19 protein-coding genes are annotated in these 21303 nt (G+C 72.8%); 15 read left to right on the top strand and 4 right to left on the bottom strand.

The window, feature by feature from the left end:
- Window positions 1-77: 77 nt before the first annotated feature.
- Window positions 78-2309, bottom strand: a complete 2232-nt coding sequence (gene glgX / locus ACFZAU_RS27400; protein WP_500554427.1) for a glycogen debranching protein GlgX — start codon at window positions 2307-2309, stop codon at window positions 78-80.
- A 307-nt stretch (window positions 2310-2616) separates the two neighbouring features.
- Between glgX and ACFZAU_RS27395 the strand changes: the two genes are divergently transcribed.
- The 5 genes from ACFZAU_RS27395 to ACFZAU_RS27375 all read left to right on the top strand — a co-directional run bounded on the left by ACFZAU_RS27395 (window position 2617) and on the right by ACFZAU_RS27375 (window position 7956).
- Window positions 2617-3753 carry a L,D-transpeptidase gene (locus tag ACFZAU_RS27395; RefSeq protein WP_500554426.1) on the top strand — a complete coding sequence of 379 codons (1137 nt, stop codon included), beginning with the start codon at window positions 2617-2619 and terminating at the stop codon, window positions 3751-3753.
- 200 nt (window positions 3754-3953) lie between these two features.
- A complete protein-coding gene (locus ACFZAU_RS27390; RefSeq protein ID WP_500554425.1) occupies window positions 3954-5132 on the top strand; it encodes a L,D-transpeptidase in 1179 nt (392 codons plus the stop codon).
- Between the two features lie 58 nt (window positions 5133-5190).
- The gene (locus ACFZAU_RS27385) at window positions 5191-5958 is read left to right on the top strand and encodes an enoyl-CoA hydratase/isomerase family protein (protein ID WP_499602377.1); all 768 of its coding nucleotides are present in this window, start codon (window positions 5191-5193) and stop codon (window positions 5956-5958) included.
- A gap of 254 nt (window positions 5959-6212) precedes the next feature.
- Window positions 6213-6710, top strand: coding sequence for an ATP-binding protein (locus ACFZAU_RS27380; protein WP_499602375.1), 498 nt, complete (start codon window positions 6213-6215; stop codon window positions 6708-6710).
- A 289-nt stretch (window positions 6711-6999) separates the two neighbouring features.
- Window positions 7000-7956 carry a scabin-related ADP-ribosyltransferase gene (locus tag ACFZAU_RS27375; protein ID WP_500554348.1) on the top strand — a complete coding sequence of 319 codons (957 nt, stop codon included), beginning with the start codon at window positions 7000-7002 and terminating at the stop codon, window positions 7954-7956.
- Window positions 7957-8203: 247 nt separating this feature from the next.
- Here ACFZAU_RS27375 and ACFZAU_RS27370 read toward each other — a convergent pair whose 3' ends face one another.
- Entirely contained in the window at window positions 8204-9841 is a 1638-nt protein-coding gene (locus ACFZAU_RS27370; protein WP_500554347.1) for an FAD-dependent oxidoreductase, read from the bottom strand.
- Window positions 9842-9981: 140 nt separating this feature from the next.
- Between ACFZAU_RS27370 and ACFZAU_RS27365 the strand changes: the two genes are divergently transcribed.
- The 10 genes from ACFZAU_RS27365 to ACFZAU_RS27320 all read left to right on the top strand — a co-directional run bounded on the left by ACFZAU_RS27365 (window position 9982) and on the right by ACFZAU_RS27320 (window position 18869).
- Window positions 9982-11082 (top strand): SchA/CurD-like domain-containing protein, encoded by a 1101-nt coding sequence (locus tag ACFZAU_RS27365; protein ID WP_500554346.1) that lies wholly within the window; start codon window positions 9982-9984, stop codon window positions 11080-11082.
- A gap of 186 nt (window positions 11083-11268) precedes the next feature.
- Window positions 11269-11601, top strand: a complete 333-nt coding sequence (locus ACFZAU_RS27360) for a cupin domain-containing protein (protein WP_499602747.1) — start codon at window positions 11269-11271, stop codon at window positions 11599-11601.
- The gene (locus ACFZAU_RS27355; RefSeq protein ID WP_500554345.1) at window positions 11598-12866 is read left to right on the top strand and encodes a beta-ketoacyl-[acyl-carrier-protein] synthase family protein; all 1269 of its coding nucleotides are present in this window, start codon (window positions 11598-11600) and stop codon (window positions 12864-12866) included. Before ACFZAU_RS27360 ends, ACFZAU_RS27355 begins: the two co-directional genes overlap by 4 nt.
- Window positions 12863-14083 carry a ketosynthase chain-length factor gene (locus ACFZAU_RS27350; RefSeq protein WP_500554344.1) on the top strand — a complete coding sequence of 407 codons (1221 nt, stop codon included), beginning with the start codon at window positions 12863-12865 and terminating at the stop codon, window positions 14081-14083. Before ACFZAU_RS27355 ends, ACFZAU_RS27350 begins: the two co-directional genes overlap by 4 nt.
- A 28-nt stretch (window positions 14084-14111) precedes the next feature.
- Window positions 14112-14369 carry an acyl carrier protein gene (locus ACFZAU_RS27345; RefSeq protein WP_499602367.1) on the top strand — a complete coding sequence of 86 codons (258 nt, stop codon included), beginning with the start codon at window positions 14112-14114 and terminating at the stop codon, window positions 14367-14369.
- 2 nt (window positions 14370-14371) lie between these two features.
- On the top strand, window positions 14372-14830 hold the full coding sequence (locus ACFZAU_RS27340; protein WP_500554343.1) for an SRPBCC family protein: 459 nt from the start codon (window positions 14372-14374) through the stop codon (window positions 14828-14830).
- Entirely contained in the window at window positions 14827-15159 is a 333-nt protein-coding gene (locus ACFZAU_RS27335) for a TcmI family type II polyketide cyclase (RefSeq protein WP_500554342.1), read from the top strand. The genes ACFZAU_RS27340 and ACFZAU_RS27335 overlap by 4 nt, the downstream gene beginning before the upstream one ends.
- On the top strand, window positions 15152-16882 hold the full coding sequence (gene accD / locus ACFZAU_RS27330) for an acetyl-CoA carboxylase, carboxyltransferase subunit beta (protein ID WP_500554341.1): 1731 nt from the start codon (window positions 15152-15154) through the stop codon (window positions 16880-16882). Before ACFZAU_RS27335 ends, accD begins: the two co-directional genes overlap by 8 nt.
- Window positions 16879-17517, top strand: a complete 639-nt coding sequence (locus ACFZAU_RS27325) for an acetyl-CoA carboxylase biotin carboxyl carrier protein (protein WP_500554340.1) — start codon at window positions 16879-16881, stop codon at window positions 17515-17517. Before accD ends, ACFZAU_RS27325 begins: the two co-directional genes overlap by 4 nt.
- Before the next feature lie 5 nt (window positions 17518-17522).
- The gene (locus tag ACFZAU_RS27320) at window positions 17523-18869 is read left to right on the top strand and encodes an acetyl-CoA carboxylase biotin carboxylase subunit (RefSeq protein ID WP_500554339.1); all 1347 of its coding nucleotides are present in this window, start codon (window positions 17523-17525) and stop codon (window positions 18867-18869) included.
- Window positions 18870-18873: 4 nt separating this feature from the next.
- On the opposite strand, the gene ACFZAU_RS27315 is transcribed toward ACFZAU_RS27320, so the two are convergent.
- Window positions 18874-19950: a methyltransferase gene (locus ACFZAU_RS27315; protein ID WP_500554338.1), complete on the bottom strand. Its 1077-nt coding sequence runs from the start codon at window positions 19948-19950 to the stop codon at window positions 18874-18876.
- Window positions 19947-21020, bottom strand: coding sequence for a right-handed parallel beta-helix repeat-containing protein (locus tag ACFZAU_RS27310; RefSeq protein WP_500554337.1), 1074 nt, complete (start codon window positions 21018-21020; stop codon window positions 19947-19949). The genes ACFZAU_RS27315 and ACFZAU_RS27310 overlap by 4 nt, the downstream gene beginning before the upstream one ends.
- Between the last annotated feature and the right edge of the window lie 283 nt (window positions 21021-21303).

Raw genomic sequence — 21303 nt, 5'->3', positions numbered from 1 at the left:
GATGCGGAGGTCACGGACGACGAGTGTGGACTGGACCAATCGGCCGAGTCCACACCTTTGCCGCCGCGTCTCGTCCCTCAGACGGCGCGCAGCAGCAGCACCGTCCTCCCCGGCACGGTCAGCGCCCGTCCGCCGCGGTGCCGGGTCCCCGGCGGTTCGGCCTGGTCCTCCCGCGAGGTGTCGAGCAGCAACTCGTACTCCCGGGCCCACGGCCCGCCCGGCAGGGTGAAGCGGACCGGGCGGTGCGAGGCGTGGAAGACCGCCAGGAAGCTGTCGTCGGTGACCGGGCGGCCGCGCGCGTCGCGGTGCGGGATGTCGGCGCCCGACAGGTACATCCCGAGCGTGGACGTGGGGCCGTACCAGTCGGCGTCGGTCATCTCCCGCCCCTGCGCGGTGAACCAGGCCAGGTCCCGCAGCCCCTCGGCTGACTGCGGCCGGCCGGAGAAGAAGGCCCGCCGGCGCAGCACGGGGTGCGCGCGGCGCAGCGCGATCAGCCGGGCGGTCAGTTCGCGCAGCGAGGCCCAGGCCGGCTCCTCCGGCAGCGACCAGTCCAGCCAGCTGATCTCGTTGTCCTGGCAGTACGCGTTGTTGTTGCCGCCCTGGGTGCGGCCCGCCTCGTCGCCGGCCACCAGCATCGGCACACCGGTCGACAGCAGCAGGGTCGAGAGCATGTTGCGCAGCTGGCGGCGGCGCAGCTCGCCCACGGCCGGGTCGTCGGTCTCGCCCTCGTGGCCGCAGTTCCAGGCTCGGTTGTCGTCGGTGCCGTCGCGGTTGTCCTCGCCGTTGGCCTCGTTGTGCTTGCGCTCGTAGCTCACCAGGTCGCGCAGGGTGAAGCCGTCGTGCGCGGTGATGAAGTTGACCGAGGCGTACGGACGGCGACCGCCCCACGCGTACAGGTCGCTGGAGCCGGACAGCCGGTACCCCAGGTCGCGCACGTCGTGCCGGCTGCCGCGCCAGAAGTCCCGGACGGTGTCGCGGTAGCGGTCGTTCCACTCCGTCCACAGCGGCGGGAAGGCACCGACCTGGTAGCCGCCGGAGCCGACGTCCCAGGGCTCGGCGATGAGCTTGACCCGGCGCAGCACCGGGTCCTGGGCGATGACGGCGAGGAAGGGGGAGAGCATGTCGACGTCGTGCATCGACCGGGCGAGCGCCGCGGCGAGGTCGAAGCGGAAGCCGTCGACACCCATCTCGGTCACCCAGTAGCGCAGGGAGTCGGTGATCAGCCGCAGCACCTGGGGCTGGACGACGTGGAGGGTGTTGCCGCAGCCGGTGTAGTCCGCGTAGCGGCGCGCGTCGCCCGCCAGCCGGTAGTAGCCGCGGTTGTCGATGCCGCGCAGGGAGAGGGTGGGCCCGAACTCGCTGCCCTCGGCGGTGTGGTTGTAGACGACGTCCAGGATCACCTCCAGCCCCGCGTCGTGCAGGGCGCGCACCATGCGCTTGAACTCGCCCACCTGCTGCCCGCGGGTGCCGGTGGCGGCGTAGCCGGCGTGCGGGGCGAAGTAGCCGACCGAGTTGTAGCCCCAGTAGTTCCGCAGGCCCCGGCGGAGCAGGTGGTCCTCGTGCGCGAACTGGTGCACCGGCAGCAGTTCGACCGCCGTCACACCGAGGCCGGTGAGGTACTCGATCGCCGCCGGGTGGGCCAGCCCGGCGTAGGTGCCGCGCAGTTCGGGCGGGATGCCGGGGTGGCGCATGGTGAAGCCGCGTACGTGCAGTTCGTAGATGACGGAGTCGGCCCAGGGCGTCTTGGGCCGGCGGTCGTCCGTCCAGGGGTCGTCGTCGTCCACCACGACGCCCTTGGGCACGTACGGGGCCGAGTCGCGGTTGTCCCGGACGGTGTCGGCGACCGCCTGCTCCGGCCAGTCGCGGACGTGGGCGTACACCTCGGGGGGCAGCGTGAAGTCGCCGTCGACCGCCCGCGCGTACGGGTCCAGCAGCAGCTTGGCCGGGTTCCAGCGGGCACCGGTCCACGGGTCCCAGCGGCCGCCCACCCGGTAGCCGTAGCGGTGGCCGGGCAGCACCCCCGGCACGAAGCCGTGCCAGATCTCGTGGGTCAGCTCGGTCAGCGGGACCCGGGTCTCGGTCCCCTCGTCGTCGAACAGGCACAGCTCCACCGCCTCGGCGCCGCCCGCCCACAGGGCGAAGTTCGTGCCCGGTCGTCCGTCCGGGCCGGTGTGGAAGCGGGCCCCCAGCGGCTGCGGGCTGCCCGGCCACACCACGGCGTCCCCGGCGGGCCCGGGCACCGCCGGGGCGGTCTCCGGGCGCGGCAGCGGCACGGCCACGGGGGCGGTCCGGTGGCCGTTCGGGCGCAGCTGTCCGGCCCGGTCGACCGATTCGTCCTCGCGCGTCTCCGACACGTGCTCGCCTCCTGCGGCTCGGGGGACGCCGGACCCGGCCGGCGCCGGCCGTGCCCGTGCGCGGCGCGGTGTCCCTCCGCGCGCGCGTCGCGCCCTCCCGCTTTACCTTCCCGTTCACCCTGCGGCGTCACACGCGTGATCGATCGGACGCATCGCAGACGTTTCCCCGCGGCCGTCCGGTCGTTGACCGAGCGTGACGACTGCGGTGCGGCGCGCTCTGCGCGCGGGGGCGGGGCTTGCCACCGCCATGTGGCTGACGGGGATGCTGACGGCGTGCGGGCTGGGGTTCGGGCCCGCGGACAGCGGGGCGCCGGCCGACGACACCCCGAAGGTGTCCGAGGCGAGGATCAGGATCACCCCGGTGGACGGGGCCGAGGACGTGAAGGCGGACGACCCGCTCACGGTCGAGGCCGAGGACGGCCGGCTCACCTCCGTCAACGTCGAGGACGGGGACGGGGAGGTGGTCGAGGGCGTGTTCACCGCCGACCGGTCGCGCTGGCACGCCAGGTCCCGGCTGTCGCTCTCGGAGAAGTACACGGTGGACGCCGTCGCCGAGGACACGGGCGGCCGGCGCGCCGCCAAGCACGCGGTGTTCACCACCCTCGTCCCCCAGAACACCCTCATCGGCTACTTCACCCCCGAGGACGGCCAGACCGTCGGCACCGGCATGATCGTCTCGCTGGACTTCAACCGGCCGGTCGCCGACCGCGAGGCCGTCGAGCGCGCCGTCGGCGTCACCTCCTCGCCCGCGGTGGAGGTCGCCCCCCACTGGTTCGGCGACCGCCGCCTCGACTTCCGTCCCCGCGAGCGCTGGGTGCCCGGTACGAAGGTGACGCTCTCGCTGCGGCTGCGCGACATCGAGACCGCCCCCGGTGTCTACGGGGTGCAGTCCAAGGACGTGACCTTCGACATCGGCCGGGACCAGACCAGCACCGTGGACGCCGCCGCGCACACCCTGACGGTGAGCCGCGGCGGGCAGGTCACGCGCGTCCTGCCGATCTCGGCGGGCGCCCCGTCCAACCCGACGTACAACGGCGCGATGGTGATCTCCGAGAAGCTCCGGCTGACCCGGATGAACGGGGACACCGTCGGCTTCGGCGGCGAGTACGACATCCCGGACGTCCCGCACGCCATGCGGCTCACCCGCTCCGGCACCTTCGTGCACGGCAGTTACTGGGCCGCACCCGGCACCTTCGGCGCGGCCAACACCAGCCACGGCTGCGTCGGCCTCTACGACGTCAAGGGCGGCGGCACCGCCACCCCGGCGGGCTGGTTCTTCGCGCACTCGCTCGTCGGCGACCTCGTCACCGTGGTCAACTCCCACGACCGCACCGTCTCCCCGGACAACGGTCTGGGGGGCTGGAACATGTCCTGGGAGCAGTGGGCGGCCGGCGCCTGAGACCCGTACCGTCGACTGGGACGGAACGGTGACAAAACCGGGATCCCCAACACCGGTTCCGTGTGGTTCGCTAGCGCAAGGTGAGGGGGACTCACACGTGGGCAGCGGGCCACGGGCCGGTTTTGGGGAGACGACAGTTGAAGGCGATACAGGGCGCGCCGGGCGCGAGGCGGACCACCTTGGCCCTGGCGGTGGGGGCGATGCTGCTCCTGGTCAGTGCGTGCGGGGGCAGTGCCAACGGCGACAGCAAGGGCGGGGACAAGGCCAAACCCGGTGCCTCGGCCTCACAGGGCGGCAAGGGCGACACGACCGAGTCGCAGGCCGTCGTCACCATCGCGCCGGAGGACGGCGCCGATGAGGTGGCCACGACGGGGGACCTGAAGGTCACCGCCGGCAAGGGCAAGCTGACCTCGGTCGTGGTGAAGAGCGGCAAGGGCGACCCGGTCGAGGGCAAGATATCCGCCGACGGCAGCAGTTGGGAGCCGACGGAGACGCTGGGCACCTCCACCGAGTACTCGGTGGACGCGATAGCCAAGGACGGCGCGGGCCGTGAGTCGGCGAAGCACGCGAGCTTCACCACGGTCACCCCGAAGGACACCTTCATCGGTTTCTTCACCCCCGAGGACGGCCAGACGGTCGGCGTCGGCATGCCGGTCTCGCTGAAGTTCAACCGGGCGATCACCGACAAGAAGGCGGTCCAGGACGCGATCAAGGTGACCGCGAACCCCTCGGTGCCCGTCGTCGGCCACTGGTACGGCGACCAGCGCGTCGACTTCCGTCCCGAGAAGTACTGGGCCAAGGGCACCAAGATCACCCTCTCGCTGCGGCTCAACGGCGTCGAGGCCGCCAAGGGCGTCTACGGCACCCAGTCCAAGGACGTGCACTACACCATCGGCCGCAGCCAGGTCAGCATCGTGGACGCCGCGAAGCACACGATGAAGGTCTACCGCGACGGCAGCCTGCTGAAGACGGTCCCGATCACCTCGGGCGGCCCCGGCACCACGACCTACAACGGCAAGATGGTCATCACCGAGCGGTACAAGGTGACCCGCATGAACGGCGACACCGTCGGCTTCGGTGGCGAGTACGACATCAAGGACGTGCCCAACGCCCAGCGGCTGACCACCTCGGGCACCTTCATTCACGGCAACTACTGGGCCTCGCCCGGTACGTTCGGCAACGCCAACGTCAGCCACGGCTGCGTGGGCCTGCGGGACGTGCGCGGCGGCAACGGCGACACCCCGTCCTCGTGGTTCTACAACAACTCGATGATCGGTGACGTCGTCGAGGTGAAGAACTCCCACGACAAGACGGTGCAGTGGTGGAACGGGCTCAACGGCTGGAACCTGCCGTGGAGCGAGTGGACCCCCGCCTCCTGACGCGCCCTGTGAGGCACGTCGCAGCGTAAACGGGCGTTCACGGATACCCTCGTCGGCCATGACAGTTAATCTCGAGGTCGACGAGGGTGTCGGCACCATCCGCCTGGACCGCCCCCCGATGAACGCCCTGGACGTCGCGACCCAGGACCGGCTCCGCGAGGTGGCGGAGGAGGCGTCCCGGCGCGAGGACGTACGGGCCGTCGTGATCTGGGGCGGCGAGAAGGTGTTCGCAGCGGGCGCGGACATCAAGGAGATGCAGGTCATGGACTACGAGGCCATGGCCGTGCGGGCCCGCGCACTGCAGGACTCCTTCACGGCGGTCGCCCGGATCCCCAAGCCGGTGGTGGCCGCCGTGACCGGTTACGCCCTCGGCGGCGGCTGCGAACTCGCGCTCTGCGCCGACATCCGGATCGCCGCGGAGGACGCCAGGCTAGGCCAGCCCGAGATCCTGCTCGGCCTCATCCCCGGCGCGGGCGGCACGCAGCGGCTGTCGCGCCTGGTGGGCCCCGCCAAGGCGAAGGACCTCATCTTCACCGGCCGCATGGTCAAGGCCGACGAGGCGCTCACCATCGGCCTGGTGGACAAGGTGGTCCCGGCCGCGGAGGTGTACGCGGCGGCCCGCGCCTGGGCCGAGCGGCTGGCCCGCGGGCCGGCCCTGGCGCTGCGCGCCGCCAAGGAGGCCGTGGACGCCGGTCTGGAGACCGATCTGGAGACCGGCCTGACCATCGAACGGAACCTGTTCGCAGGGCTGTTCGCCACCGAGGACCGTACGACGGGCATGCGCAGCTTCGTCGAGGAGGGTCCCGGCAAGGCGAAGTTCCGCTAGATCCAACCCGGTTGAGTGACAGCCGGCACCCGTCGGGTCGCCTTAAGCCGACCTTAAGAGGACCTTAAGGCGACCTGCGCCGAATTCGCCTGCCGTTCCTCTCCGACGCCCTCTTCGTGCAGGTGGGAGGGGTCGTGTGAGATCCATCATTGCCCTTGACATATGCCGGTACGGCAACTCGGAATGACGCGTTCCGCCCCGTCAATTCCCCCGATCCGCCCCGAACCCCCGTCGCGTACGGCCATCATGAGAGCATGGCGGGGCAGCAGGGAGCATCTGAGCAGCCGCAACGGGTGACGATCCCGGCGGCGGGGTGGCCGCCCACGGCGGTCGACGATCTGGCGGCGACGTCCCTCGATCTGTTGGGCAATCCCTCCGTGGACGAGGTGCGGCTCTCCTCGCGCCCGGAGTCCGCGGCCACGGCGCGCCGGCTCGCCCGGTCGGTGCTGCGGCTGTGGGGCCTGCCCCAGTTCGACGACGTCGTGGAGTTACTCGTCTCCGAACTCGTGGGCAATGCCGTGCGTCACACGGGGGCCCGCACGTTCGGTCTGCGCATGCTGCGCCGCCGCGGCTGGATCCGGGTGGAGGTGCGCGACCCCTCCCGGGCGCTGCCCTGCCTGATGCCGGTCCGCGAGATGGACGTGAGCGGGCGGGGGCTCTTCCTGGTCGACAAGCTCGCCGACCGCTGGGGCGTCGATCTGCTTCCGCGCGGAAAGACCACCTGGTTCGAAATGCGGGTCATGGACCGCTGAACGGCAAATGAACAGCTAACCTGCGTTTGCAAGGTCAGTGTCCCACCTCACTCCCACATCGTGAGGTTTCGGCTGCGATGTCTCGTATAGTTGTGAAGCAACGGCCCCCATGACCCGGGCTCGGCCGTCCCAAGGCGTCGTGGATCACACCCCCTGGCTCCACGGCGAATCGAGAGGCCCCAGCAGCGTCGCACAAGGACGCGCAGGGGCCTCTTTCGCTTTCCGGCGGGACACGCCGACAAGGGTGACCATTCCGGCGACCGGGCGATATGGGGGTGATCGTGGGCATATGATCGCACTGCGCATGCTGCGCCGGCTCTGCGCCGCCGCCCTTCCGCTGGGGGTGCTCGCACTCCCCGTCTGCACGGCCGCCGCGGCCGTCGACCCGGGTCTTCCACGCGACCCGGCCGTCCCCGAATGGTGCCCCGTCGTCCCCGACCGGCTCTACGCCGCCGCGGACCCCGGAGTCGACCTCGACCGGATCAGGCCCGACGAACCGGCCTGGCGCTCCAACTGCAACGCCCTCTTCCGCGGCGACGACCGCCCGCCGGAGTCCGTGTTCAAGGACGGGTTCCGCCCCGAGGACGTGGGCGACGGCGAGTACGACCTGCAGGCCTACGCCCGGCGGGAGCAGCCCTCGCCGTTCGTGGCCACCACCTACGACCGTTCGACCCTCGCACAGCACACGACCGCCTACCACTACTACATCGACGCCCCCGGGGGCATCGAGCTCGACGAGACCCTCGGCACCCGGGAACTGCGTTCGGCGCGCACGGGCGTGGTCTTCCCCGGGGGTGTCGCCCGGCAGTTCATCGTGAAGGCCTGCCCGGTGGACAAGGCCACCAAGGCCGAACTCACGTCCCGGTGCGTGCCCAACCCGGCGTACTCGCCGTGGCGCGGCTGGCCCGCCCCCGACTGGACGGGGGTCAAGGAGCCCGCCGCCCCGTCCGCCCAGCCGCCCGCCGCACGGCCGCCCGCCGTGCAGCCGGCCGCGCCCCCGGCCGCGCCCCCGGCCGCGCGGCCGGGTACGCAACCGGGCGGCCGTCCGTCCGCGCCGCCGGCCGTCCAGCAGGGCACTCCACCGGCCGCACGGCCGTCCGCGCCGCCGGCTGCCCGGCCGGGTACGTCACCGGCCGGCCGGCCCGCGGCACCGCCCGCCGTCCAGCAGGGCACGCCTCCGGCCGCCCAGCAGGGGGCGCCCCGGACCCCGGCGGAGGGTGGGGGCGGGGGCGGCCCGGTGGGCTGACCCGCCCGCGGCGTCTCCTTCGCCCCGGGTGCGGCGACCGGTTCCGGCCGGTCACCGCACCCGGGGCCAAGGCCGTTCTCCTCGCGGGTCGTTCTGTCCCGGCCCCGGTCCCGGCCCCTGCCCCGAAGTCGGCCGGCCCGGTCGCGGGGGAGCCCGGGGAGACGGGGTGCCCGTGAAAGCCGACGGCGGCCACCAGCGCTCCGGGGAGCGTGGTGGCCGCCGTTCGTCCTGTGCGGCGGCGCAGCCCTCAGCCGAGCCGCAGCACCGTGGTGAGCACCTCGGTCAGCGTCGCCGCGGGGTCCTCCACGGCGTCACGGCTCCGCCATGCCACGAAACCGTCCGGGCGGACCAGGATCGCGCCGCTCGGCGTCATGCCGTGCACCGCCGTCCAGTCCGTGCCCGCCTCGGGCACCAGGTCGGCCTGCGTGGACTCGCCGAGCCGGTACGACTCCAGCGGCACCCCGAGGCGCTCTGCGACCGTGCGGGCCGCGTCGTGCCAGGCCGTGCCCTTCGGCCCGTCGCCGGTGAGCAGCACCATGGAGCGCTCGTACAGGTCCAGCGTGGAGCGGCGCTCGCCCTCCCGGGTGGTCACCCACACGTGCGGCGAACGGCCGCCGGGCTCGGCGACCGGCCGGAAGTCCTCGGGGACGACGGGCCGTCCGGGGTCCGCGCCGAGGAAGGCGCCCTCCGGGTAGCGGTAGCCCAGCGCGACCACCAGGACGCCCTTCTGGGGGCCGCCGCCGGCCGGCGGCGCGTAGCCCGGGTGGGCGTGCTCGGCGGAACGGGCGGAGGCGCGCTCGCCGGTGGCCACGGCGACCGGGCGGCGCTCCGCCTCGTACGTCTCCAGCAGCCCCGGCCCGGCCCAGCCGCCGGTCACCGCGGCGAGCTTCCACGCCAGGTTGTGGGCGTCCTGGATACCGGTGTTGGAGCCGAAGGCGCCGGTGGGGGACATCTCGTGGCACGAGTCGCCGGCCAGCAGCACCCGCCCGCGCCCGTAGGAGTCCGCGACCCGCTCCGCGGCCCGCCAGGGGGCCCGGCCGGTGATCTCGACCTCCAGGTCCGGCACGCCCACCGCGGTGCGGATGTGGGCGGCCAGCCGCTGGTCGGTGAAGTCCTCCGGCGTCTCGCCGCGCTCGGGGTGCCAGGGCGCGTGGAAGACCCAGTTCTCCTCGTTGTCGACGGGCAGCAGCACACCGTCGGCGTCCGGATTGGTCAGGTAGCACGCGATGAAGTAGCGGTCGCCCACCGCGTCGGCCAGCCGCTTGGCGCGGAAGGTGGCGCTGATGTTGGCGAAGAGGTCGCCGCGGCCGGAGTGCCCGATGCCCAGGGCGCCCCGCACGGGGCTGCGCGGGCCGTCGGCCGCGACCAGGTAGTCGGTCCTGACGGTGCTGCGCTCGCCGGTCTCCCGGTCCATCAGCTCGCAGGTGACGCCGTCGTCGTCCTGGGTGAACGACAGCAACTCGGTGCTGAAGCGCAGGTCGCCGCCGAGCGTGCGGGCGTAGTCCAGGAGCACCGGCTCCAGGTCGTTCTGGCTGCACAGGCACCAGCCGCTGGGGCTGATCCCGGACAGCCGTCCGCCCGGGTCGATCTCCCGGAACAGCCACTCCGCGTTGTCCGAGGTCAGCGATTCGGCCTGCAGGATGCCGTGGTTGTCGGCGAGTACGGAGGCGGCCCGCCGGATCAGCGGCTCGGCCCCGGCCGTACGGAACAGCTCCATGGTCCGCAGGTTGTTGCCGCGGCCACGGGGGTGGATGGAGGTACCCGGGTGCTTCTCGACGAGGACGTGCCGGACGCCGAGCCGGCCCAGGAAAACCGAGCTGGAGAGCCCGACGAGGGAGCCCCCCACGATGAGGACCGGAACCCGGTCTTCGGCCTGTGGAGTCATAGCTCCCTTGATGCCCGATTACCGGGGGTATTTTCGCCCGTCACCCAATTGGATCACATATCTCGCACCGGTTGGGCCACCACAGCACGATCGTTGGACGACGGACCTCGGGGGTTGCTCGCTCTCGGAAGAGGTGGAATATGCCGGCCCAGGCCGAAAAGGTCTCGCAGTCCGCGCTCGATGGCAATCGCCTGCGCGTCGTCCTCATGCTTGAAGTCGAGGACGGCGCCGAGCAGCGGTTTCTTGATGCGTATGACCAGATGTGCCGCCGTGTCGCTGCCGTGCCCGGACACGTCAGCGACCAGCTTTGCCAGTCGATCGAAAATCCCTCGCAATGGCTGATCACCAGTGAGTGGGACAGTGCCCTGCACTTCCTCGCCTGGGTGGACAGCCCGACCCATCTGGAGATGGTGCAGCCGATGCACGGCTGCGTGAAGGACACCCGCTCGCTCCGCTTCGGGGTGCTGCGGGAGACCCGTACTTCCTACGAGTCCGGTCGCATGCAGACCGTGCCGCGGGTCGGGGACGGGATCATCCGCCACGCCATCACCTTCACCGTGAAGCCCGGCAGCGAGCAGAAGGTGGCGGACATCCTGTCCGGCTACACCTCGCCGCAGGCCGTGGTCGACGAGAACACGCGGCTGCGCCGCACCTCGCTGTTCATGCACGGCAACCGTGTCGTGCGCGCCGTGGAGGTGGAGGGGGACCTGGCCAGGGCACTGCGCCACGTCGCCCGCCAGCCCGAGGTGCGGGCGGTCGAGGAAGCCATCAACCCCTACCTGGAGGTGGACCGGGACCTCAACGACGCGGGATCGGCACGGGAGTTCTTCGCCCGCGCCGCGCTCCCGGCCGTGCACCACGTCGCCATGGGCGCCGACCGGCCGGAGGGCCTGAGCCGGCACGCCCTGATCTACCCGGCCAAGGCGGGTTCCGGCCCGGCGGTCGCCAAGATGCTCGCCCAGCAGGACGAGGAGGCCGTGGACGTCCCCAAGGGGCCGCTCGCGCGCAGCACCGTCTACCTCCGCGAGGACATCGTGGTGCGGCTGGTGGACCTGCGGGTCCCCGTCGAGGAGGCGCCGCTGGTCGCCGTGGGCGCCGCCGGCAAGCACAAGGCCGGCGTCCTCGCCCGGCTGCTCGACCTCGGTCCCGACTGGGACCTCGGTGACGAGCAGGGCCTGAAGCGGTTCCTCGTCGAGTGCGACATGCGCATGGTCACCGACCGCAGCGCGACCACGTCCTGACCCGTCGAGCCATTGGCAGCCGGCAGGTACCGGCCGGTCCGGGGTGCGCCCCGGACCGGCCCCCGCCGGAGGAGGCAAGCTATGGATGATCTTCTGACCAACGAACGGAACGTCCCGTTCACGCCGACCGTCGTGAACCTGGCGGACACCCCGCACAACCGCCGCCGCGGCGGCGACCTGCGGGCGATGCTCACCCCGACCACGTGCGGCGCCACCAGCGGCTTCATGGGCGTGGCGCTCGTGGAACCCGGTGACCGGATCGGCGAGCACTACCACCCGTACTCCGAGGAGTTCGTGTACGTGGTCTGCGGCGCGCTGGAGGTGGACCTCGACGGCGAGCCCCACGTGCTCCGCCCGGAGCAGGGGCTGATGATCCCGCCGTACGTCCGCCACCGCTTCCGCAACGTGGGCGACACCGAGGCCCGGCTCGTCTTCCACCTCGGTCCGCTCGCGCCCCGCCCGGAGCTGGGCCACGTGGACACCGAGGTCACCGAGCAGACCGAGGACGCGGCGTCATGACCCGCCGGGTGGCGGTCACCGGGGCCGGTGTCGTCGCCCCCGGCGGTGTCGGGGTCCCCGCTTTCTGGGAACTGCTCACCGCCGGCCGGACGGCGACCCGCGGGATCACGCTCTTCGACCCGACGGGCTTCCGGTCCCGCATCGCCGCAGAGGTCGACTTCGACGCGGCGGCCTGCGGGCTCGGCCCGCAGGACGTGGAACGCGCCGACCGGTACGTCCAGTTCGCGCTTGTCGCGGCCGCCGAGGCGGTCCGCGACGCCGGGCTGGAACTGGACGAGGAGGACCCCTGGCGGGTCGGGGTCTCCCTCGGCACCGCCGTCGGAGGCACCACCCGGCTGGAACACGACTACATACGAGTCAGCGAACACGGCGCCCGCTGGGACGTCGACCACCGCCAGGCGGGGGCGCACCTGCACCGGGCGTTCGCGCCCAGCGCGCTCGCCTCGGAGATAGCCGAACGGCACGGCGCCCGCGGCCCCGTGCAGACCGTCTCCACGGGCTGCACCTCCGGTCTCGACGCCGTGGGCTACGCGTTCCAGACCATCGAGGAGGGACGCGCCGACATCGTCATCGCCGGCGCGTCCGACTCCCCGATCTCACCCATCACGGTGGCCTGCTTCGACGCCATCAAGGCCACCTCCCCCAACAACGACGACCCGGCGCACGCCTCCCGGCCCTTCGACGCCCGTCGCGACGGCTTCGTCATGGGCGAGGGCGGCGCCGTGCTCATCCTGGAGGAACTGGAGCACGCCAAGACCCGCGGGGCCCGGATCTACTGCGAGATCGGGGGCTACGCCACGTTCGGCAACGCCTACCACATGACCGGGCTCACCACCGACGGCCTGGAGATGTCCGAGGCCATCGACCAGGCCCTGGACCACGCCAGGATCGACCCGGGCGACGTCGACTACGTCAACGCGCACGGCTCGGGCACCAAGCAGAACGACCGCCACGAGACCGCGGCGGTCAAGCGCTCGCTGGGCGCGCACGCCTACTCCACGCCCATGAGCTCCATCAAGTCCATGGTCGGCCACTCCCTGGGTGCGATCGGCGCCATCGAACTGGCCGCCTGCACCCTGGCCCTCGCCCACGGCGTGGTGCCGCCGACCGCCAACTACGAGACCCCGGACCCGGAGTGCGACCTGGACTACGTCCCGCGCACCGCCCGTGAACTGAAGCTGCGCACCGTGCTGTCCGTCGGCAGCGGGTTCGGCGGCTTCCAGTCCGCGGTGGTCCTCAACCGACCGGAGGGGAGCCAGCGATGAACACGCAAGCGGTGGTCACCGGCATCGGCGTCGTCGCACCGAACGGCATCGGAGCCGACGCCTTCTGGAAGGCGACCAGGGAAGGTGTCGCCGTCCTCGACGCGGTCAGCCGCGAGGGCTGCCGGGACCTGCCGCTTCGCGTCGCGGGAGAGGTTCGCGGCTTTGACGTGTCGGCGGTCGTCGAGGGCCGCTACACGGTGCAGACCGACCGGTTCACCCACTTCGCGATGGCGGCCGCCGACCAGGCACTCGCCGACTCCGGACTGCACTTCGACGAGGAGGCCCCCTTCGACATCGGAGTGGTGACCGCGGCCTGTTCGGGCGGCGGCGAGTTCGGGCAGCGCGAGCTGCAGCACCTGTGGGGCAAGGGGCCGCGCTTCGTCGGCCCGTACCAGTCCATCGCGTGGTTCTACGCCGCGAGCACCGGCCAGATCTCGATCCGCGGCGGCTTCAAGGGCCCCTGCGGTGTGGTCGCCAGCGACGAGGCCGGAGGTCTCGACGCCATCGCCCACGCCTGCCGCAACATCACCCGTGGCAACGGCACCCGGGCCGTCGTCGTCGGCGCCGCCGAGGCGCCGCTGGCGCCGTACTCGGGTGTCTGCCAGCTCGGATACGAAGAACTCAGCCTGGAGGAGGACCCCGAACGGGCCTATCTGCCCTTCACCCGGCACGCCCGCGGCTTCGCCCCCGCCGAGGGCGGCGCGATGCTCGTGGTCGAGGACCCGGCGCACGCCGCCGGCCGCGGGGCCGAGGTACAGGCCGTCATCGCGGGGCACGGCGCCACCTTCACCGGTGCCTCGCGCTGGGCGGAGTCCCGGGAGGGACTGGCCCGGGCCGTCCGCGACGCCCTCGCGGAGGCCGGGTGCGCCCCGGGGGACATCGATGTCGTCTTCGCCGACGCGCTCGGTACCCCGGAGGCGGACCGCGCCGAGGCACAGGCGCTGGCCGACGTGTTCGGCAAGCGCGCTCCCAGCATCCCCGTGACGGCCCCCAAGACCGGCACCGGCCGCGCCTACTGCGGCGCCCCGGTGCTCGACGTGGCCGCCGCCGTGTTCGCCCTGCGGCACGGAGTCGTGCCCCCCACCCCCAACATCACCGACATCTGCCTCGACCTCGACCTGGTCACCGGCCGGCCCCGGCCGGCGGAACTGCGGACCGCGCTGGTGCTCAGCCGCGGCCTGATGGGTTCCAACTCGGCCCTGGTCGTCCGGACATGACGCAGGCGCAGTGAAGGAGAGCTCTTCCATGAGCAAGGAACTGACCTACGGCGAACTCGCCGCCCTGATGAAGTCCAATGCCGGGATCACCGTCGACGCCGGCCTCCTCGACGGCCACCCGGAGACACCTTTCGCAGAGTACGGACTGGACTCGCTCGGCCTGCTCGGCATCGTCGGCGCCCTGGAGAACGACCGGGGCATCCCGATCGCCGGCGACGCCGACTCGTGCAAGACCCCCGGCGCCTTCATGGACGTCGTCAACAACTCACTCAAGGCAGGAGTCTGACCATGCCCGGCCACACCGAGAACGAGATCACCATCCCCGCCCCCATGGACGTCGTCTGGGACATCACCAACGACGTGGAGGGCTGGCCGGACCTGTTCAGCGAGTACGCCTCCGTGGACATCGTGGAGCGCGAGGGCGACCGGGTCGTCTTCCGGCTCACCATGCACCCCGACGAGCACGGCCAGGTCTGGAGCTGGGTCTCCGAGCGGGTCGCCGACCGCGCCACCCGTACGGTGCGCGCGCACCGGGTCGAGACCGGCCCCTTCCAGTACATGGACATCCACTGGGCGTACGAGGAGGTCCCCGGCGGCACCCGGATGCGCTGGACCCAGGACTTCGCCATGAAGCCCGGCGCCCCCCTCGACGACGAGGCGATGACCGACCGCATCAACGACAACTCCAAGATCCAGCTGGAGCTGATCCGCGAGCGGATCGTGCAGCGCCACGGCGGCGCGGCATGAAGACCTACCGCAGCCTGATCGTGGCCAGGATGAAGCCCGGTGCCGATGAGCAGGTGGCGCAGGTCTTCGCCGAGTCGGACCAGGGCGAACTGCCCGGTCTGATCGGGGTCACCGGACGCAGCCTGTTCCAGTTCGGCGACGTCTACCTGCACCTGGTCGAGGCCGACCGGCCGCCCGGCCCGGAGGTCGGCAGGTACAAGGACCACCCGGCGTTCCAGGACATCAGCCGGCAGCTGTCGTCCTTCATCTCCGCGTACGACCCCGAGACCTGGCGCGAGCCCAAGGACGCCATGGCCCGGGAGTTCTACCGCTGGGAGCGCAGTGGCTGACGAGGCCACCGCCGAGCCGGACTGGGTGCGCTGCGAGCGCTGTGCCGCGCTCGTCTACGGCAAGCGCTACACCCGTACGCTGCGCGTCTGCCCCGAGTGCGGCGCGCACGGCCGGCTCACGGCCCGGCAGCGTCTGGACCAGCTGCTGGACCCCGGCTCCCGCAAGCCGCTCGCCGCGGAGCGCGGCGAGCGGCCGGCGGAGCCCGACCCGCTGGGCTTCACCGACACCCGCCCGTACGCCGAGCGGCTGCGCGAGGCCCGGGCGGCGACCGGGATGGACGAGGCCGTGGTGTGCGTGCACGGCACGATCGAGGACCAGCCGGTCGTCGTCGCCGCGATGGACTTCCGCTTCCTCGGCGGCAGCCTCGGCCTCGGGGTCGGTTCGCAGATCACCCGGGCCGCCCGGACCAGTCTGCGACGGCGCGTCCCCCTGCTGCTCGTGACCGCCTCAGGCGGCGCCCGCATGCAGGAGGGCGCCCTGTCGCTGATGCAGATGGCCAGGACCGCCCAGGCGCTCGCCGAACTCGACGAGGCGGGCGTCCTGGTGGTGTCCCTGGTGACCGACCCCACCTACGGCGGCGTCGCCGCCTCCTACGCGACCCTCGCCGACGTCATCCTCGCCGAGCCCGGCGCCCGGCTGGGCTTCGCCGGGCCGCGCGTCATCCAGCAGACCACCGGCCGGCGCCTCCCCGAGGGCTTCCAGACGGCGGAGTTCCTCCTCTCGCGCGGCCTCATCGACGACGTCGTCCCCCGCCCGGCCCTCCGCCCGACGCTGGCCCGGCTGCTGCGGCTGCGCTCCGGGGACGGCGTCCCGCGGGCGGGGGCACGCCGCCGGGCCGAGCAGCCCCGGCCGGCGACCGTGCCGCGCGGACCGGCCGTCCGCGTCGTCCGTACGGCGGACGAACTGCCCGAGCGGGACGCCTGGGAGGCGGTCCGCCTGGCCCGGCACCCGCTGCGGCCCACGGCTGCCGACTACGCGACCCACCTGCTCCAGGACTTCCACGAACTGCACGGCGACCGGCTGGCCGCCGACTGCCCGGCCGTCATCGGGGGGCCGGGGCTGCTGCACGGCAGCCCCGTCATGCTGATCGGCCACCACAAGGGCGGCCCCGGGCTGGAGGAGCGCCGGCGGCGGCACTTCGGCATGGCCACCCCGGCCGGCTACCGGAAGGCGGCACGCCTGATGCGGACCGCCGCCAAGCTGGGCATGCCGGTGGTGACCCTCATCGACACCCCGGGTGCCGACCCGGGCCCGGAGGCGGAGAGCGGCGGCCAGGCCCTCGCCATCGCCGAGAACCTGCGGCTGATGGCCCGGCTGCCCGTACCGGTCGTCGCGGTGATCACCGGCGAGGGCGGCAGCGGCGGGGCGCTGGCGTTCGCCGTCGCCGACCGGGTCCTGGTCAGCGCCAACGGCATCTACTCCGTGATCAGCCCCGAGGGCTGCGCCGCGATCCTGTGGAAGGACCCCGGCGCCGCCCCCGTCGCGGCGGCCGCGCTTCGACTGCACGCCCGCGATCTGCTCCGGCTGGGCATCGTCGACGGCGTGGTCCCCGAGCCGCCCGACGGCGCCCACGCGGACCACGCCCACGCGGCCGCCCTCGTCGGCGGCGCGCTCTCGGCCGCCCTGGACGAACTGCGTCCCCGGCCCCCCGACCGGCTGCTGGCCGAGCGCCGCGACCGGTTCCACCGTTTCGGCCGACTGGAGGAGGAGGCAGCACCGTGACACTCCACGGCGACGACAGGACGGCCCGCCCCCCGGGCGCGGGCAAGAGCCTCAACGGATCGTCACCAGGCGGCGCGGCGGCCGCGCTCCCGGCGCTGGAGGCGGTCTGCCGCAGCGCCACCGAGCTGGCCCGCTCGATGCCGGTCCCGCCGCGGCGGATCAGGCTGCGGCACGGGCAGACGGCGGTCGAGATCGAGTGGCCGGAGCCGCGGGCACAGGACCCCGCGCACACTCGGGCGCCCGTCCCGGCCGCCGAGGCCGCCGAGGCCGCCGCGGTACCGGCGACCGCTCCCGCACCGGCTCCGGCGTCCGCCGCCGGACACCCGCGGGGCGCCGGCGCACCGGAGGCGCAAGAGGCGCACGGAGCGCGTGATTCCACATCACTTCACTACGTATGCGCCCCCACCGTGGGCACCTTCTACCACGCCCCCGACCCCGGCGAGCGCCCCTGCGTGTCCGTCGGCGACCTCGTCCGCCCCGGCCAGCCCGTGGGCGTCCTGGAGGTCATGAAGATGATGAGCGTCGTCGAGGCGGACGCGGCCGGCCGGGTCGTGGAGGTCGTCGTCCCCGACGGGCAGCCCGTCGAGTTCCAGCAGCCGCTGATCGCACTGGAGCCCGTACCGGTGGGGGAGTGAGGCCCGTGTTCTCCACCGTCCTGGTCGCCAACCGCGGCGAGATCGCCCTGCGGGTCGCCCGCGCCTGCCGGGAACTGGGCATCCGGACGGTCGCGGTGTACTCCACCGCCGACCGCGACTCGGCCGTCGTCCGCTTCGCCGACGAGGCCGTGCACATCGGGCCGCCCCCGGCGAGGGCAAGCTACCTCAACATCCCCGCCGTCGTCGAGGCCGCCCGCCGCACCGGCGCGCAGGCCGTCCACCCCGGTTACGGATTCCTCTCCGAGGACCCCGACTTCGCCGAGGTCTGCGAGGCCAACGGCCTCACCTTCATCGGGCCCTCCCCCGAGGTGCTCTCCCGGCTGGGCGACAAGGCCGCCTGCCGCGCGCTGATGGCCGAGGCGGGACTGCCCGTGCTGCCCGGCAGCGCCGGCCCGCTGGCCGGGACCGCCGACGCGAAGGAGGCGGCGCAGCGGACCGGTTACCCGGTGATCCTCAAGGCCGTCGCGGGCGGCGGGGGACGCGGCATGGCCGTGGTCACCGACCCGGACCGGCTGCTCGACACCTACCGGCGCACCGCGGCGCACGCCCGGTCCGTCTTCGGCGACGACCGGCTCTACCTGGAGCGCTTCGTCGAGCGGGCCCGCCACGTGGAGGTGCAGGTGCTCTGCGACCGGCACGGCGCGGTCGTCCACCTCGGCGAGCGCGACTGCTCGGTGCAGCGGCACCACCAGAAGCTGGTCGAGGAGACCCCCGCCCCGGACCTTCCGGCGCGCCTGAGGTCGGCGATGTGCGACGCCGCCGTGCGCGGCGCCCGGGCGGTCGGCTACACGGGCGTGGGCACCTTCGAGTTCGTGCTCACCCCGGAGCGCGACTTCCACCTGATGGAGGTCAACTGCCGGCTCCAGGTGGAGCACCCGGTCACCGAGATGGTCACCGGGATCGACCTGGTCCGGGAGCAGATCCTGGTCGCCGCAGGCCATCCGCTGACCCTGCGCCAGGAGGACGTCGTGCACCGCGGGGTCGCCGTGGAGTGCCGGGTCAACGCCGAGGACCCCGCGCGGGACTTCGCGCCGACCCCGGGCCTGCTCACCGGTTTCGAGGTGCCCGGCGGGCCCTTCGTACGGGTGGACACCCACGCCTTCCCCGGCTGGCGGATCGGCCCGGACTACGACTCGCTGCTCGCCAAGGCCGTCGTCTGGGCGCCGGACCGGGACCGGGCGCTGGCCCGGATGGACCGCGTCCTGGAGGAACTGCGGGTGCGCGGCGAGGGCGTGTGCACCACGGCCGGCTTCCTGCGGAAGGTGCTGGCCCGCCCGGAGTTCCGGGCGGGCCGGCACACCACCGGTCTGGTGGCGGAGATGACCGGCTAGCGGGTCACTTCGCCCCGCCGACCGTGCTGTGCAGGGCGTGCAGGTAGGCGTTGACGGGGGCCACCTCGGCCACCTGCAGCCCGGCCTCCGTCATCAGCTTCACCATGCTGTCCCGCGTGTGCTTCTGGCCGCCGACGTTCAGCAGCAGGAGCAGGTCCATGGCGGTCGTGAAGCGCATGGACGGCGTGTCGTCGATGAGGTTCTCGATGACGATCACCCTCGCGCCGGCGCCACCCGCCGCGACGACGTTGCGCAGCGTCCGCCGCGTGCTGTCGTCGTCCCACTCCAGGATGTTCTTGATGATGTACATGTCGGCGGCCACCGGGATGTCCACCCGGCAGTCCCCGGGCACCAGCCGGGCGCGCGCGGCCAGCGGACCGCCCTCGCGCAGCCGCGGGTCGGCGCCGGCGACGACCTTCGGCAGGTCCAGCAGCGTGCCCTGCAGGTCGGGGTGCTTCTCCAGCAGCGCGGCCAGCACGTGCCCCTGGCCGCCGCCGATGTCGGCGACCGAGCTGACGCCCGACAGGTCGAGCAGCTCCGCGATGTCCTCGGCGGACTGCCGGCTGGAGGCGGTCATGGCGCGGTCGAAGACCCGGGCGCTGTCCCGGGCGTCGTCGTGCAGGTACTGGAAGAACTCCTTGCCGAAGACCTCCGGGAAGACGTTGCGGCCGCCGCGCACCGCCTCGTCCAGCCGCGGCCAGACCTCCCACGTCCACGGCTCGGTGCACCACAGCGCGATGTAGTGCAGGGTGTTCGGGCTGTCCTTGCGGAGCATCCGGGACATCTCGGTGTGGGCGAAGCGGCCGTCGGCCTGCTCCTCGAAGACCCCGTACGAGGCCAGGGCGAGCAGCAGCCGGCGCAGCTGGCGCGGCGCCGTGCCGACCATGGCCGCGAGCTCGTCGACGGGCGACGGGTCCTTGCCGAGCGCGTCCGGCACGCCGAGTTTGACCGCGGCCCGTACGGCGGCGGCGCAGGCGGCACCGAAGACGAGCTCGCGCAGCCGCATCGCCGGCGGCGTCGCGGCCTCGGCGGCCGCCGCGTTCGCGGTGCCGTCCGCGCTGGTGGTTTCTGTCAAGGTCATTCCTCGCACAACCCCTTCGGTTCGGAGACGCGGCACGTGTTGTCACGGAGGACATTCGCGGTGCCCCGGTCACGGTCGGCCAGGTCGGCCGGGCTGTTGCCCAGGGCCGTGTTGCCCCGGACGGTGTTGCCGGTGTCGGGGGCGCCCACCACGCTGCGGAAGAGGACGATCCCGCCGGACATCGGTGAGGTGCCGTGGTTGTCCACGACCCGGTTGCGGACCACCAGGGTCCGCTCCGCCCCCGTCAGCACGATCCCGGCGCCCTGGATGAACGGGAGCCGGGCGTCGGAGGGGCAGTACTTGTTGTTCGCCGCCACGAGGTTGTCGGAGACGGTCAGGGCCCCGGCGCGCGGCGTGCCCTCGTCCCCCACGACGAAGACGCCGCCGCAGTTGGCGGTGATGTGGTTGTCGACGACCCCCAGGTTGCGCACCCGGCGCAGCACGACCCCGATCCGGTTGCCCGTCAGCTCGTTGCCGCTGACGCGGGTGCGCCGGGTGTCCAGCGCGCCGCCCTCCCCGTCCGCGGTGTTGGCCAGGAAGATCCCCGACTCGCCGTTCTGCCGGGAGACGTTGTCGCGCAGCAGCGTGTGCACCGAGTGCTGGACACCGATCCCCTGGCGCCCGTTGTGCTCGGCGGTCACGTCACTGACCTCCAGGCCCTCGGTCCAGGAGGCGTCGACCCCGTTCTTGCGGAAGCCGGAGACCGACAGCGACAGCAGCCGGACGCCGCCCAGGCCGCTCTGCTCCGTTCCGGTGACGCACAGCCCGCTGCCCGCCCGGCCGCAGGCGTTCGCGCCGGGCCCCGCGCCCGGGGTGAGCACGGTGTCCGTGCCGTGGCCGACCAGCGTCAGCCGCGGCTTGGTCACGTCGACGCTGCCCGGGTAGGTCCCGGGGAGGATCCTGATGACGTCGCCGGGCCGGGCCCGGTCCACCGCGGCCTGGACGGACTCCCCGGGCCGGACGACCAGCGTGCCGCCGGGTGACGCGGCCTCGGCCGGGAGGAACGCGCACAGCCCCAGCACACTGAGGACCGCGGCCGCGGCGGCCGCGTAGGGCCGACGAAGTGTCATGACTGCCGTACCTGCTTTCCGGGTGACGTCCCGAGTCACCCGAAATCTGACGCTATGAGTGGTTCTGTCGGATCGCCACTCTGCCGGGGCATCAGAGGCGGCAGCGGGCGGCGGGCCGCACGGGCACCACCACCCGGTGACCGAGCACCCCCGCGTCCACCGTTCCGTCCGCCGCGTACCAGCGCCAATGAGTCTTTCCCGGTAAGCACCCGTCACTCGTTGTGATCGCTACCCCTTGCGCTGCGGCCTGCGTGGTCCCCAAGTCCAGGCAGGCGTAAGGCCC

The sequence above is a fragment of the Streptomyces sp. NPDC008238 genome, from assembly GCF_042956445.1.
In the GTDB taxonomy this organism is placed as follows: domain Bacteria; phylum Actinomycetota; class Actinomycetes; order Streptomycetales; family Streptomycetaceae; genus Actinacidiphila.
This window is presented reverse-complemented; position numbering and strand designations above follow the sequence as displayed.